The sequence below is a fragment of the uncultured Lactobacillus sp. genome (assembly GCF_946477725.1).
Taxonomy (GTDB): domain Bacteria; phylum Bacillota; class Bacilli; order Lactobacillales; family Lactobacillaceae; genus Lactobacillus.
Genome location: NZ_CAMKZC010000008.1, coordinates 62,103 through 77,008, shown reverse-complemented (window position 1 = coordinate 77,008; position 14,906 = coordinate 62,103). Strand labels below are relative to the sequence as shown.

General features: G+C 36.6%; 10 protein-coding genes. 5 read left to right on the top strand and 5 right to left on the bottom strand.

Translation table 11 applies throughout. The annotated features are described in order from the left end of the window. The 3 genes from Q0R51_RS05170 to pgmB all read left to right on the top strand — a co-directional run. Positions 1-1,646, top strand: a 1,646-nt coding sequence (locus tag Q0R51_RS05170; protein WP_294757175.1) for a glycoside hydrolase family 3 protein, incomplete at its 5' end; no start/stop codon positions are given. A 12-nt stretch (positions 1,647-1,658) separates the two neighbouring features. After that, positions 1,659-4,478, top strand: coding sequence for an alpha-L-rhamnosidase (locus Q0R51_RS05165; RefSeq protein ID WP_294757174.1), 2,820 nt, complete (start codon positions 1,659-1,661; stop codon positions 4,476-4,478). Continuing rightward, positions 4,459-5,127, top strand: coding sequence for a beta-phosphoglucomutase (gene pgmB / locus Q0R51_RS05160; RefSeq protein ID WP_294757173.1), 669 nt, complete (start codon positions 4,459-4,461; stop codon positions 5,125-5,127). The genes Q0R51_RS05165 and pgmB overlap by 20 nt, the downstream gene beginning before the upstream one ends. A 107-nt stretch (positions 5,128-5,234) precedes the next feature. Here the strand turns inward: pgmB and Q0R51_RS05155 are convergent, their stop codons facing one another. The 4 genes from Q0R51_RS05155 to Q0R51_RS05140 form a co-directional block, all read right to left on the bottom strand. Continuing rightward, positions 5,235-6,323: a PTS sugar transporter subunit IIC gene (locus Q0R51_RS05155; protein WP_294757172.1), complete on the bottom strand. Its 1,089-nt coding sequence runs from the start codon at positions 6,321-6,323 to the stop codon at positions 5,235-5,237. A gap of 255 nt (positions 6,324-6,578) precedes the next feature. Beyond that, positions 6,579-7,967 carry an MFS transporter gene (locus Q0R51_RS05150; protein ID WP_294757171.1) on the bottom strand — a complete coding sequence of 463 codons (1,389 nt, stop codon included), beginning with the start codon at positions 7,965-7,967 and terminating at the stop codon, positions 6,579-6,581. A gap of 144 nt (positions 7,968-8,111) precedes the next feature. Next, positions 8,112-9,461, bottom strand: coding sequence for a glucose-6-phosphate isomerase (locus tag Q0R51_RS05145; protein WP_294757169.1), 1,350 nt, complete (start codon positions 9,459-9,461; stop codon positions 8,112-8,114). Positions 9,462-9,540: 79 nt separating this feature from the next. After that, entirely contained in the window at positions 9,541-10,167 is a 627-nt protein-coding gene (locus tag Q0R51_RS05140) for a VanZ family protein (RefSeq protein WP_294757168.1), read from the bottom strand. A 141-nt stretch (positions 10,168-10,308) separates the two neighbouring features. On the opposite strand from Q0R51_RS05140, the gene Q0R51_RS05135 reads away from it, so the two are divergent. Then, entirely contained in the window at positions 10,309-12,510 is a 2,202-nt protein-coding gene (locus tag Q0R51_RS05135) for an LTA synthase family protein (protein WP_294757167.1), read from the top strand. A 26-nt stretch (positions 12,511-12,536) separates the two neighbouring features. Beyond that, positions 12,537-13,403: an SPFH domain-containing protein gene (locus tag Q0R51_RS05130; protein WP_294757166.1), complete on the top strand. Its 867-nt coding sequence runs from the start codon at positions 12,537-12,539 to the stop codon at positions 13,401-13,403. A 43-nt stretch (positions 13,404-13,446) separates the two neighbouring features. On the opposite strand, the gene Q0R51_RS05125 is transcribed toward Q0R51_RS05130, so the two are convergent. Further along, positions 13,447-14,898, bottom strand: coding sequence for a cell wall metabolism sensor histidine kinase WalK (locus Q0R51_RS05125; RefSeq protein WP_294757165.1), 1,452 nt, complete (start codon positions 14,896-14,898; stop codon positions 13,447-13,449). Positions 14,899-14,906: the final 8 nt, after the last annotated feature.

Sequence of the window (14,906 nt, the reverse complement as noted above, 5' to 3'; positions counted from 1 at the left end):
AAAACAAAGTGGCAAATATGCCACTTTCTGCTAAAATAGGACAACTTTTCTTTGTTATTGGTGAGGATGAAGATAACACTGACTTAACAGAGTTTGTTAAAAAATATCAACCAGGTGGTATTATGTACCGGCCTGATAAAGCCCAAAAATTGCAACGTGAAATAGCAGTATCTCAAAAAGCAAGTGCAACTCCCCTGTTCATTGCTGCTAACTTAGAAGCTGGCGGGAATGGTTTATTAACTGAAGGTACATGGTTTGGCAGACCTTTGCAGGTTGCCGCTACGGACGACGAAAAGAATGCCTATAATTTGGGTGATGTGTCCGGCCATGAAGCTAAACAGGTTGGTGGCAACATGTCTTTTGCACCTATTGTTGATTTAGACCAAAATTTTCGCAACCCGATCATGAATGTGCGCACATTCGGTAGCAGCGAAGAACGTGTTATCAGGATGTCAGACTCACAAATCAAAGGCCTTAATGCTAATCATGTTATTCCTGTAGCTAAACACTTTCCTGGGGATGGCGTTGATGAACGCGACCAACACCTTTTGAGCTCAATTAACTCCTTGCCTGCTGACAAATGGATGGAATCTTACGGACAAATTTATCATCACTTAATTCAAAATGGTCTGCCAGCTGTCATGATTGCTCATATTATGCAGCCAGCTTGGGAACGCCGTTTACAACCAGGTATTGAAGATAAGGATTTACGTCCTGCATCGACTTCCAAATTGCTAATTGATGGCCTTTTACGCTCTGTTTTGCATTTTAATGGACTCACAATAACTGATGCCACACCAATGATCGGATACAATGCAATTTTGCCACGTTCAGAAGCCTTACCTGCAACCATTAATGCGGGTGTCGACATGATCTTATTTAACAAGGATATCGATGAAGACTATCAATTTGTGACTGATGCAGTCAAAAGCGGCAAGATTTCTATGGCAAGAGTAGACGAAGCTGTTACCAGAATAATTGCAACTAAAGTTGCACAAGGCGTAATGGATACGGAAAATAACCTTTGCGAACCTGCATCTCAAGATATTAACTTAAAATTAGCTGAACATGAAAAACTGGCCGCCAAAGTAGCACAAGAATCTGTTACTTTAGTTAAAGATCGCGACAAACTGCTACCGATTACACCAGAAAAATATCCTCGTGTTCGTTTAGTCGTTTTAGGTGATACAGACGATGGTGGCTTTAAAGAAGGCGGTAAAGTAACCGCAAAATTTAAAGAGAAACTGACAGAAAAAGGATTTAAAGTTACAGTTTTTGATCGGAAAAATCTTAATTTTAAAGAGGTTTTCGAAGGTGGAGTGCAATATGAAAAAGATCAGTTTGACCTAGCATTTTATGTTGCTAACGTTGAAACGGCAAGTAATCAAACGACAACTAGACTTGATTGGATTCATCTAATGGCTGCCGATGCTCCCTGGTTTATGAAGGACATCCCTACTGTTTTTGTTTCCACCTGCAATCCCTACCACCTTTTCGATATTCCAATGGTTTCAACTTATATTAATGCCTATACAGGCAATGATGTCACAATTGATGCTCTTCTGGAAAAAATGATGGGCAATGATAAATTTAGTGGACATAGTCCTGTTGATCCTTTCTGTGGCCGTTTTGAGACTCACTTATAAGGAGGCAGAGCGATGTTAAAAATTAAAGATATTTTAGTCAATCATTATACTGAGCCTCTTGGTTATGATTTAGACAACCATTTGAGAATAGAATTCAGCACTGAAGCCGATCATGATTCAAGCAATATGCAAAAAAGAATAACAATTGATGCAAATGAATCAGTTTTCGACAGTCAGTGGCAACAATATGATAACAATTATTTTGACTTTGAATTGGAGCTTAAGCCACGGACAAGATATGACGTCACTGTTTGGCTAAAAAACGCTGATACCCAGACAAGTGCAAAAAGTTTCTTTGAAACTGGTAAGATGAATGAACCTTTCATTGCAGAATGGATTGGTAACAAAAATAAAGATATTCAAAATACTCTTTTAAAGAAAGAATTTACTGTACCTAAGGAAGTTGTTAAAGCACGTCTTTATATTAGCGGTTTAGGGGTTTACGAGGCATATTTGAATCAGCAAAAAATTGGTGATGAGTTTCTTGCACCAGGCGTCACTGCATATGACAAGCTAGTACAAATTCAAACTTATGATGTAACCGCAATGTTGAAGGAAAAATCACAGCAAGAGCTTTTGATTTCCCTTGGTGATGGTTGGTACAAAGGCAACTTTGGCTTTGATGGTGGTAAAGATTGCATTTACGGCGACCAGCAAATGGCCATTGCTGAACTGCATATCGCATATGATGATGGTAGCAGTGAAGTGATAAACACAGACTCTTCTTGGAAAACTACTGCTGGAAAAATTACCAAATCAGCCATTTATTATGGTGAAGACTTTGACGCTAGCAAGAAAATAACTGCTTGGCAACCGGCAATCGTATTACACCATTCTAAAGAAATATTACATGACCGTTTAAGTCTCCCGCTAAAAATAAAAGAATATTTACCTGTTAAAGAAATTATTCATACTCCTAAAGGTGAAACAGTTCTTGATTTCGGTCAAAACCAGGCCGGTTGGCCAGAATTTAAAAATGCGGAACCTTCTGGCAGCGAAATCGATTTACAAGTGGGCGAAATTCTGCAAGATGGTAACTTTTACCGGGATAATCTTCGAGAAGCTCGCGCTGCCTTTCATTATGTTTCAAATGGCGAAAAAGAATGGATTAGACCACATTTTACTTACTATGGATATCGCTATGTTAAAGTTACCGGCAATTCACAACCTTTAAGAAAAGATGATTTCAGGGCAGCGGTAATTTATTCCGATCTTGAAATTACTGGTGGTATAGAAACTACTAATACCAAAGTTAATCGCCTGCTCCAGAATGTTTTGTGGAGTCAAAAAAGCAACTTCTTTGATGTTCCAACAGACTGTCCGCAACGAGACGAGCGCTTAGGCTGGTCTGGTGATGCCGACATTTTTGCCAGCACTGCCATTTTAAATATGAATGCTTACGCCTTTTTCAAAAAATATGCTAAAGATATGAAAATCGAGCAAGCAGCACATAAGGGTATGCTAACAATGTATGCTCCTGCAATGGGCAATAATAGTGGTGGTGCCGCAATTTGGGGAGATGCCGCAACTGTTATTCCCTGGACAGCATACCAGGCAACAGCTGATCCGGCTATTTTAAGACAAAATTACTCTAGTATGAAGTCCTGGGTAGATTGGATTGGTCAAGCTACCACTACCAAGAATCTTTGGACTGGGTGCTTTCAATTCGGTGACTGGCTGTCCTTAGATAGTGAAAACCCAGCGCTGCCTAGTGGAAAGACTGACGAAGACTACATTGCTTCAATTTATTACGCCTATTCCAGTTGGATTGTTGCTCAAGCAGCTAAGATTTTAGGTAATACCAGTGATGCTAAGAAATATGAACAACAAGCTCAAGCTATTAAAACAGCCATTAAAGACGAATTTATTACTAAAAATGGCCGTTTGGCAATTGACACACAAACTGCGTACGCCCTAGCCCTTCATTTCGATTTAGTACCAGAAGAACAGAAAAAACGTGTAGTTAAAGATTTAGTTCAAAGGTTAAATAAGGATCATAACCATTTGCAAACTGGTTTTATTGGAACGCCTTTTATTTGTCAGGTTTTATCTGAAAATGGCGAACATAAATTAGCGACACAAATTTTTCTAAACGAAGATTTTCCAAGCTGGCTCTATGAAGTTAATTTGGGTGCCACTACTATTTGGGAACGCTGGAATTCAGTCTTACCAGATGGCTCAATGAATCCCGAAGGGATGAACTCGCTGAACCATTATTCAATCGGTGCAATTATGCAATGGGTTTATCAACAAATTTTGGGATTAAGAAAGCAAACTTATGGTTACCAAAAGGTTCTTTTTGCGCCTCAATTTGATTATCGGTTTAAAAAGGTTTCTGGACACTATCACAGTTCATACGGTGATCTCAAAATGGCATACCAACTTGAAACTGATACTCGGCACACTATTAAAGTCACGCTCAATATTCCGTTTGGTCAAAAAGTAACCGTAAAACTACCTAGAGTGAAAAATAAAGTAGAACTTAATGGTCAGCCAACATCGATGCCATTGGAATTAACTAATGGTGACTTTACAATCTCTTATGTACCTGAAAGAAGTTATATCGAATACTACAATATCAACATGCCAGCCAAACAACTAATGAAAGATTCAGAGATTGTTAAACAATTAAAATCAATTAATCCAGTCTTTGATTTTTTGCAAGATCCTGATAATCTCGCAAAATTTGGCGAAAATTCCCTGGTAAAGTTAAACGGTTTGTTGCCTTTTATTAATATCGCAGACGAAGATTTTACCCAAATTAATAAAATACTTGACACAACACCTGTAGCAAGTGAAAGGAAGTTTTTAAATGAAAGGTGTTCTCTTTGATTTAGATGGAGTCATCGCAGATACATCCGTCTATCATTTCCAAGCATGGCGCAAATTAATCAAAAATCATTTCAATCTTGAATTGCCGGATGACCTGGAAAAACAAACTAAAGGTGTTAATCGCAGCGATTCTTTAAAAGCAATTTTAAACTTTTTAGATATCTCCGTTTCAAAAGAACAGTTTAATCAAATGACTAATGAGAAGAATAATATTTTCCGCAATTTGCTGGCCATTTTAACACCCGCAAATATCTTGCCTGGAATTAATGAATTGATTTCTTCCTTTAAGAAGAATAATGTCAGACTTTCCTTGGCTTCGGCGAGTCTGAATGGCCCCTTTATTTTAGAAAAATTACAATTAACAGATGCATTCGATGCTATTGCCGATCCTAGTAAAGTAGCTGCTGGTAAACCTGCTCCAGATATCTTTATTGCTGCAGCCGCGGCCATAAGTCTCAAGCCACAAGACTGCGTTGGTATTGAGGACTCAATTGCTGGCATCACTGCTATTAATAAGTCAGGGGCATTATCCGTTGGTGTTGGCTCTAAGAAAGACCTCAAAGATGCTAAAGTCCTTTTCCCTAAAACAGCAGCTTTAAATTATAAGCAAATCGAAACTGCCTGGAAAAAATTTAGCTTAGAAAAATAATTAGAAAATAAAAGCTCGTGAATAAAATAATATTTTTTTCACGAGTTTTTTTGTTATTTAAAATAAATTGATGTAAGTAAGGATTGGTTTTTTAATGGCAGAAATAATTATTCGCCTAAATAAGCAAAGGCAACTTTTTCATCATAAAGATGAAATACTTTTTCAAAAAGAAAGCGACAAATCATTGCTACTACAACCGGAAATACTATCCAGACAATTAACGCCATTACAATATTAATGCTTGCTTTACCAGCGTCTAATGAGGCAAGAGGTCCAACTAAGCCTACAAGACCGAAACCAGCAGAAGCTGGTGTGCCACTAACATGGAATAAAGCTACTGGAATAGCAGAAAGAGCTGCAGTAATTAAGGTTGGCAAAACGATAATTGGATATCTGAAAAGATTAGGCATCATCATTTTCATAGCTCCCAGTGCTATGGCGATGGTAACTCCTGATTTATTAGTACGCCAGGAATGAACTACTAATACCAAAGTGGTTGCGGCCACTCCCATCGCAGCTGCTCCCGCGGAGATACCATTTAACTGAATAGCCATACCAATAGCAACAGTTGATATTGGCGAAATGATTAAGACTGCAAACATACAGGAAATTAAAATACACATTAATATTGGTTGCAGGTTAGTAAAGGAGTTAATTACAGTGCCCAGCCAAGTGGTAATTTTACTAACATAAGGCAAAATTAACATGCCAATTAGACCAGCTCCACCACCCACAAAAATCGGTGCGGCAACAATTTTGACAGAGCCAAAATGTTGTCCAACTAATAGCAAAAGTCCCACAGCTGTAGCAGCTGTAATCATCGTATTAATCAGATCGCCTGTACCTGCAGATACAAAAACTCCTTGAGCTTTAGTGGCTGGGTTAACGATCTGTGGCACAAACTTGGTTACTCCAGAACCAACATATGCGGCAGCTCCTACAATAGCAACGTCGAGTGGCTCCATTTTAAATTGAATCGCAATTAATGCACCAATCAATAGTGGCGTAGCACATTGAAAGATCAACAGCGCTTGATTAATAGTTGCAGTCACCGGATTTTGTCCAAATAACTTTAAAATTGCGCTGACAACTGCATTGGGAATCAGCCCCACAATAATTCCAGTTGCGGTTCCGGCTAAAATCTTATTAAGAAAAGTTTTTACTGTTAGTTTATTGGTGTTGGTTGTATCAGCCATATTTATACTCCTTTAATTAAATAGTTCTTAAGTATGCTTTGTCAGCAAAATAATTTGTGACAAAATCGAAATATGCTGATTGCTAATTCGTCTCATTGCTTTTTCCTCCCTTAAAATTAATTATTAAGTATTTTATCATTTTATTTAAAAATGTACACTAAAATGTTAATTTATTTTAATGTTAATTATCTGGCAAAAAAATAACTTCATTTATTGCAAATGAAGTTACAGCAATTAACGAAACTATTTAATTATTTATCTCATTTTTTGCTCAAGTCTAAACAAGTTTAAATAACTTAGTAAAATTATGACACTGACAAACGTCAAAAATAGAAAGGCTTCTTGACTTCCTTGAGCAGTGAGTGCAGCATAATTGCCCGGTCTTTTTTGCCAAGAAGAAATAATGGCAGCCATTACGGTAGTCCCCATTGAGCCAGCATATTGCTGGCCAGTTTGAAAGACTGCGGTAGCATCAGTATGCAATTCTTCTGGTTGCAGTTTTGAGGCCTCAGCCATTGTGTTGTTAAACGCCATTTGGCGACCAATAATCATAATTCCGTAAAAGACTCCGACCATCACTGTACTAATTTTTAAGCTAAAAATCGCAAAAAGCAGACATGCTGTTAAACAAAATACTGTTCCGGTCAACAAAGGTAACGGTGCACCCTTTTTATCATAAATACGTCCAAACCACGGATTTAAGATACCACTAATAATACATCCCGGAAGTAAAACTAAACCACCAACAAGAGAACTAGCGTGATTAACAATCTGCACGTAGTTAGGAACGGCAAAACTGGTGCCAATATTAATAAACTGAAGTAACAGATAGGAAATCATAGCAAAAATAAAGGGTTTATTTTTGAAAATACTCAAGTTTATTAATTTCTTCTTACTTGAGCGTGAGAGTTTAATAAATATGTATACTAAAATGGCCACTACTACCATGCTGAGCCAAAAGCCGATATCTGTTAAACCATTACTAATGCGATTAAAGCCTAAGTTAAAAATAATCATTGCACTGGCAATAACGATATAGCTTAACCAATCAAAACTGGGATGCTTTTTCTCATGGTATTGTTCTACCACAAATAAGCCCAAGATCATGATGATTACTGCAATTATAGCTACAATTTCAAATATTAGAGGCCAGCCAAAATAGTAAACCACAGTGCCACCAAAGGTAGGTCCCAAAGATGGTGCAAGTATAATAACTAAGCCTGTTAGTCCCATGTAAAAGCCCCATTTTTCTTGCGGCATCAGTTCAACAACCATGTTGAACATTAATGGAATTGAAAGACCAGCACCGATTGACGAAATTAAGCGACCTGCCAGTAAGACCCCAAAATTAGTCGCAAAGCCCGCTACAACCGATCCGGCAATAAAAGCAATTGCAGCAGTTAAAAATAATTGTCTCGCGGAAAAACGATCATTCAAATATGAACTCGCAACCATAATTACAGAAATTGTCAGTAAGTAGCCAGTTGTAGTCCACTGAACTAATCCCAAACCGATATGAAATTGTTTCATTAAAGTGGGAAAAGTAACATTTAAGCTAGTTTCAGTTAGTATTGAAACAAAAGCCATTAAAGCACAACTGATAATCGCCAAAACCCGTTTTGGTGTCTCTCTTTTTTCTTCCATATATTTCTCCTTAATAAAAAAGGGTTAAAAGTCATAAAACTTTTACCCTTTCCATTATGATTAAATATCACTATATATGATGTACAGGATGATCTTTATATATTTATGTTAGTCTTATTTAAAAGAAGTTGCAATAAATAAAAATTAGTTTTCCTGTTTAAATCTATTAGCTAGGTCATCGTGTAATTCTTCATAACCTGGTTTGTTAAGCAAACCAAACATATTACGCTTATATTCTTCAACGCCTGGCTGGTTGAATGGATTAATGCCATTGACATAACCAGAAACAGCAATAGCCAACTCAAAGAAGTAAATTAAGTAGCCTAAAGTATGTTCAGTTTGATCTGGTATATTAACTGTCATTACCGGTACTCCACCATCTGTGTGAGCCAGAACAACACCCTCATAAGCACGTTCATTGACAAAGTTTAAACTCTTACCGGATAAGAAATTCAGCTGGTCTAAATTGCGATCATCAGAAGGAATTTCGACATCATTTGTGGGGTTCTCAACTCTAATAACAGTTTCAAAGAGGTTTCTTCTGCCTTCTTGAATATATTGTCCTAATGAATGAAGGTCGGTAGTGAAATTGGCGCTTGCTGGCCAAATACCTTTATTATCCTTACCTTCAGATTCACCCATTAATTGTTTGCACCATTCACTAAACATTCTTAAAGTTGGTTCGTAATTTTCAACTATTTCAGTAGTGTAACCCTTGCGATACAAAATATTACGCAATGCAGCATATTGATAAGGGGTTGCTTTACTCAAGTCTGTATCGGTGTAATCGGCTCTGGCATCAGCAGCACCTTTCATCAACTCATCAATATCAGCTCCAGAAACAGCTATTGGTAAAAGACCCACAGCCGACAAAACGCTGTAACGACCACCAATATCGTCCGGCACAACAAATTCTTCGTAGCCTTCAGCGTCTGCCTCAGTCTTCAATGCTCCTTTAGCCTTATCGGTGGTAGCAAAAATTCTGGTCTTAGCCTCTTCTTCACCATATTTTTTAATTAATTTATCTTTAAAAATGCGGAAAGCAACAGCTGGTTCAGTAGTTGTACCAGACTTAGAAATAATATTTACGCTAAAGTCCTTATCGCCAACCCACTCGATTAAGTCATGTAAGTATGAGCCGGACAATGAATTGCCGCAAAAAACAATAGTAGGATATTTTTCTTTACCCTTACCGTAAAACGCACCATTCAAAAATTCAACGGCAGCTTGAGCACCTAAGTAAGAACCACCTATTCCGATACATACCAATACTTCAGAATCACTTTGAATCTTTTTAGCGGCTTTTTTAATTCTGGCAAACTCATCCTGGTCATAATTAACTGGCAGATCAATCCAGCCTAGAAAATCATTACCTGCACCTGTGCCATCTTTAAGCTCTTTAGCAGAAGCATCAACAATAGCCTGCATTTCACTTAGTTCATTTTTATGAACAAATGGGGTTAATTTGGTGCTATCAAATTTAATTAAACTCATATTTACGCTCTCCTTACTGAATTAAATACTTCTTTCACAAGAACATTTTAGCAATCTTATTTTATAAATGCCAGACCTTTTAGTTAGTTTTACGAGACTTTCTCCTGATTAACATAATGAGCAAGTAACCAAAATAGCCAACCGCCGTGCCGCAACTATTAAAGAACACATCATCAATATCGGTCACTCCAGTTTCAAGCAAAAATTGCATCCCTTCAATGAAAACCGAAAAAATAATTCCGGCTAATAAAACCCGCCAGAACGTTTGCTTTTTGGGAAAAACAAATGGTGACAAAAAGCCAAAAGGTACAAAACAAAGAATGTTACCCAAAGAATTATAAAAAAAATCAAGCCTACTTTGAGCGTGATACATTTTCCACGTTTCCCTGAGAAAGACAAAATTAATTTCATTAAGAGGCCTGTGAAGGTTTAAGGTTAGATTCCAAGGAAAATACGTATTGCGAAAAGTCGTCAACATTAAAACTAATATCAAATAAAAAGCAAATAGCCATACTGCCGCTTCTGACTTTACAGTGCGTCTGCTTCTAATAGTCATCAGCCAAATTAAACGCATTACCATAAAAAATAAAAAGTAAAAAAGAGTTTTATCAAGTGCCAACATGATTAGCTTAATCAAAGCAAAATGATTTATTTTGGTCGCATAAAGTTGTGAAAGCTGGTTATATATTGGTCCTAAAAATATCATACTGGTTCAGTTCCTAAAATAGAGTTCATTTAAATTATACTCAAATTTCCTGTTTAATTATTAAAAAAGGTCTAACTATTTGGAAAAGATTGTCTAAAAGTCCAGAAACTTTTAAAATAGTCTGATAAGGGAGAGTTCATTTTGAATAAAAAAAATCTGACCAATTTCATTCAGACTCGTATAGGCTTTTTTTGCCTTCTGGTTGTTTTATTTACACTGAAATACATTTTTGCCGCCTATCATGATTTCAACTTGGGTATTTCCGACCCCTATCAACATTTTATAATGTGGCTGAGTCCGGTTGGCAGCGCTATTTTACTAATTAGCATTGGACTTTATTTTTCCAAGCCGCTTGTTTCTTATTGCGCCATGCTGCTACTTGATGTCGCAAATTCAGGATTGTTATTTGCAAATATTCTTTATTACCGTCAATTCTCTGATTTTATTACTGTCAAGACCATAACTAATGCCGGTAAAGTCGCTCCAGGTTTGGGAAAAAGTGCTGTAGCACTACTTCAGCCTTCCGATCTGTTATTGTGGCTTGATCTTATCGTTGTAGTTGCATTATTAATCACCCACAAAATAAAAATTGATCAAAAATCTTTTGGGCTTCTTACCCCTTTTGCTGTTACTTCTGTCGGTAGTTTAGTTTTGGTTCTAAATATTTTTCTGGCCGAATCATCCAGACCAAGGTTATTAGGGACAACTTTTGATCGTTCATACATTGTCAAGTACCTCGGTATTAATACTTATACTGTCTATGATGGTATTAAGAATGAACAAACGGAACAAGTAAATAGAAATGCCAATACTGCCGATTTAAACAAAATTTTGACTTATAACCAAAGAAATAAATTGCCCGCAAATCCAGAGTACTTTGGTAAAGAAAAGGGCAAAAATGTTATTATTATTCATCTTGAGAGCTTTCAACAATTTTTGATTGATCTGAAAATTAACGGAAAAGAGGTCACACCTTACCTCAATTCAATTTATCACGACAAACACACTTTGAGTTTTGCCAATTTTTACCATCAAGTCGGTATTGGTCGTACCAGTGATGCGGAGAACATGCTGGAAACTGGCACATACGGTATTTCTGATGGCTCTTTATTTACAGCGATGGGCAGTTCAAACACCTTTCAGGCTGCTCCACAGATTTTACGTCAACACGGCAACTATACGTCAGCGGTTTTTCACGGCAATGTCGGTTCTTTTTGGAACCGCGATGATGTTTATAAAAATCTGGGCTATAATTATTTCTTTGACCAAAATTACTTTAGCCATGATAAAAACGACCACATTGGCTACGGTATTAAAGACAAAATATTGTTTGCTGAAAGTATTAAATATTTAGAAAGAATGCAGCAACCTTTTTATACTAAATTCATCACCGTAACTAATCACACACCGTTTGATATGGATGAAGAAGATCTGGATCCAACGTTTAAAACCAGTGATACTTCGGACAAGTCAATTAACAATTACTTTGAAACAGCCCACTATCTGGATCAATCCATTCGCGAATTTTTTGATTACTTAAAGAAATCGGGTTTGATAAAAAACACTATGGTAGTGATCTATGGCGATCATTACGGCTTAACTAATTCGGAGAATGAAACTTTAGCGCCGATTGTGGGTGAGAGCTCTGATACTTGGAATACTTTCAATAACGTACAAATGCAGCGTGTGCCTTTCATGATCCATGCACCCAATCTCAAAGGAAAAATTAAACACGAAGTCGCTGGTGAAATTGATGTTTTGCCAACAATACTTCATCTCTTAGGCATTTCCAACCGTAATTATATTCAATTTGGTCATGATCTGTTAGCTCCTAAATATCGCCCGTGGGTTGTTTTTAGAAACGGCACTATTGTCAGTCAAAAGTACGTCATTATTGGTGGTAAGGGCCTTAAAGGAGTAGTCTATGACCGTAAAAGCGGCAAACAAATTATCAATTTTACTGAACAAGAAAAATATGAAATAAACGAATTGGCAAAGGAAGGTAAAAAATCATTAAAATATTCAGACTTATTAAATAATCATAATTTGTTAAGATTTTACACCCCCAGCGGTTTTAAACCGGTTGACCCAACTGAGTTTGACTACTTAACTAATTTTAAACAAATGGAAAATATTAGACAGCAGTTAAAAAATAAATCAACTGCACTGATAAGTAAACACCGCAAATCTACTACTGGTTTGTATAAGACAGATGCCATTGAATTAAAGGGACGTGAAGAAGAAATTACTACCATTCCTGAATCTGTTTCTGGTAATCACTTAACTGAAAAGAAAAATAAATCTAGTAAAAAGAATAAAAAGTCATATAATAAAGAAAAATAAAAATTTGGAATCTTTGGAGGACTAAAATGCTTTATTTAGTGATTATTTTAATTATTGTAATTTTATTACTCTCCTGCTGTCGGGTTGTACCTCAAAATAATGAAGGTCTAATAGAAACACTGGGGAAGTATTCTAGAACCGTAAAAGCGGGATTAGTACTGATTATTCCAGTACTTCAGAGATTACGCAAGGTCTCACTGGCAATGTTTCCCGCAGAAATCTCCAAATATTCAATTATTACTAAAGACAATGCAGAAATCACTACTAGTCTAACCTTAAACTATTTGGTGACAGACTCTTACAAATATTTTTACAACAACACGGATTCAGTTAAATCTATGGTCGAACTCATTCGGGGACACTTGCGTGACATCATCGGAAGAATGGACTTAAACGACGCCTTAGGCTCAACTAGCAGCATTAACACTCAACTTTCAGAAGCTATTGGCGATTTAACAGACATTTATGGCATTCGGGTCGTTCGGGTCAATATTGATGAACTTTTACCTAGTCCAGAGATTCAAAGAGCAATGGATAAGCAGCTTACTGCAGACCGTGAAAAAATAGCAGCTATTGAAAAGGCGGAAGGTGAAGCTAAAAATATTGAATTAACTACCAAAGCTAAAAATGACGCTCTGATTGCTACAGCAAAGGCCAAAGCTGAAGCTGTTAAAACCGAAGCAGACGCAGAAGCGTATCGCATTAACCAGTTACAATTGACCTTAGCAAAAGCCAGTGATGGCTATTTTAAGAATCAAAGCTTAGACAGTTTCAATAATTTAGCTAAAGGTCCCAATAATCTAATTGTGGTAGATAAAGATGAAATGACTAATCTTGGTTCAATTCCTGTAACTGCAAAAGTTTGGCACGAAACAACTAAAAATGACAAATAGGTCATAAACATAAAAAATCATTTCCAAAAAAGGAAATGATTTTTTAATCTTCAAGATATTGTTCATAGCCCTGGTCAAAAAGCACGATAGTAAATTCCGCTCCTTGATTTATTGCAGATTGGACACTAATTTTGCCACCATGCTGTTTGATTAAAGAAGAAACTATAGATAATCCTAAACCATATTCTCCTTTACCAGAGCGACTGCGTGAGGGATCAGCCTTAAAGTATCTTTCAAAAGCGTATTTAATTTGTTGCTGATTCATTCCAATACCATTATCTTTAATCGTAATTACCGTTGCGTGTGCAATTCTATAACCGCTAATTTCAATTTTACCGTTAGCAGTAAACTGAATTGCATTCTGTACCAAATTAACCATTATTTGGGTAAAACGATCTTTATCTGCATAAACAGGTAGATTTTTTGGGGCAGTGATAAAGATTGTATCATCAGCTTTAGCAGCATTTTGCTTAAGTTGCATTGTTACATCGTCAAATGTCTTTCTGGCGTTAAAGCGCGTTTTAACTAAATTGATTTGATTATTACGAATTTTTTCATAATCCAAATTTTCATTAACTAAACGTATTAGACGTTTAGTTTCTCTACTCATCAAGGCAATAGACTTGGGCTTAGCTTTATCAGGAATTGCATCATATTGTAAGCCTTCTAAAATACCATTGATCGTAGTCAAAGGCGTGCGCATCTCATGAGCAGCATCAGCCATAAACTGGTCTCGCCTTTTTTCCTGCTCTTTCACTTCTTGATTTGATTTTTTTAAAGTCCGAACCATCTGATTAAAATTATCAGCCAGCTGAGTTATTTCATCATGACCACTGTAATGTGTCTGCACATCAAAATCACCTGCTGTAACTTTTTTGGTAGCGATAGATAACTTTTTAATTCTATTGGTTGAATAATAAGAAAGGATTAAGCTAAGTACTAAACCTACAATTATGGCAAAAACAAACGCGTTTAAGAGATTTTGCTTAGCAATTCTTACAGGTCGCTCTACTTGGGCAATTCTGACTCCCAACCACATTGCTCCAATAAATTTGCCTTTATCCTTCCATGGTAAAAGTACACCAGTACAAGCATCTTTTTTATAGCCTAAGCTGGAAAGTGCTTCGTTATTATTTTTAATACGTAACTTCTTGCCATGTTTTAATTGCCTCAGGCGATGAGGAGTAAGTTTAATTTTATCATTTCTTTGAGGATAAACTTGTGAACCACGTGCATCAAAAACGCTAAGATACACCCTATCGCTATGAAGGACAAATTCCAGCTTATTTAAAAATTTGGGATTCAGCATTGCTGCTCCGTCCTTTTTATCATTTGTAGCCAAAGTCCCTAACGCCGCGGCAAAGTCTTCCATTCGCCGATAATTATATTCATATGACTGCTGAGTAGTATTATTGATTTCAGAAAAACCGATTATTGATACCGTAGTAATAATGATTAGTAAAAAACTAAGCATATGCTGATAAATCAACTTCATAATAAAGC

Bases quoted from the DNA above. Each gene is read 5' to 3' on its own strand.
- Q0R51_RS05165 (WP_294757174.1), top strand. From the start codon at position 1,659: ATGTTAAAAATTAAAGATATTTTAGTCAATCATTATACTGAGCCTCTT.
- pgmB (WP_294757173.1), top strand. From the start codon at position 4,459: ATGAAAGGTGTTCTCTTTGATTTAGATGGAGTCATCGCAGATACATCC.
- Q0R51_RS05155 (WP_294757172.1), bottom strand. From the start codon at position 6,323: ATGGCTGATACAACCAACACCAATAAACTAACAGTAAAAACTTTTCTT.
- Q0R51_RS05150 (WP_294757171.1), bottom strand. From the start codon at position 7,967: ATGGAAGAAAAAAGAGAGACACCAAAACGGGTTTTGGCGATTATCAGT.
- Q0R51_RS05145 (WP_294757169.1), bottom strand. From the start codon at position 9,461: ATGAGTTTAATTAAATTTGATAGCACCAAATTAACCCCATTTGTTCAT.
- Q0R51_RS05140 (WP_294757168.1), bottom strand. From the start codon at position 10,167: ATGATATTTTTAGGACCAATATATAACCAGCTTTCACAACTTTATGCG.
- Q0R51_RS05130 (WP_294757166.1), top strand. From the start codon at position 12,537: ATGCTTTATTTAGTGATTATTTTAATTATTGTAATTTTATTACTCTCC.
- Q0R51_RS05125 (WP_294757165.1), bottom strand. From the start codon at position 14,898: ATGAAGTTGATTTATCAGCATATGCTTAGTTTTTTACTAATCATTATT.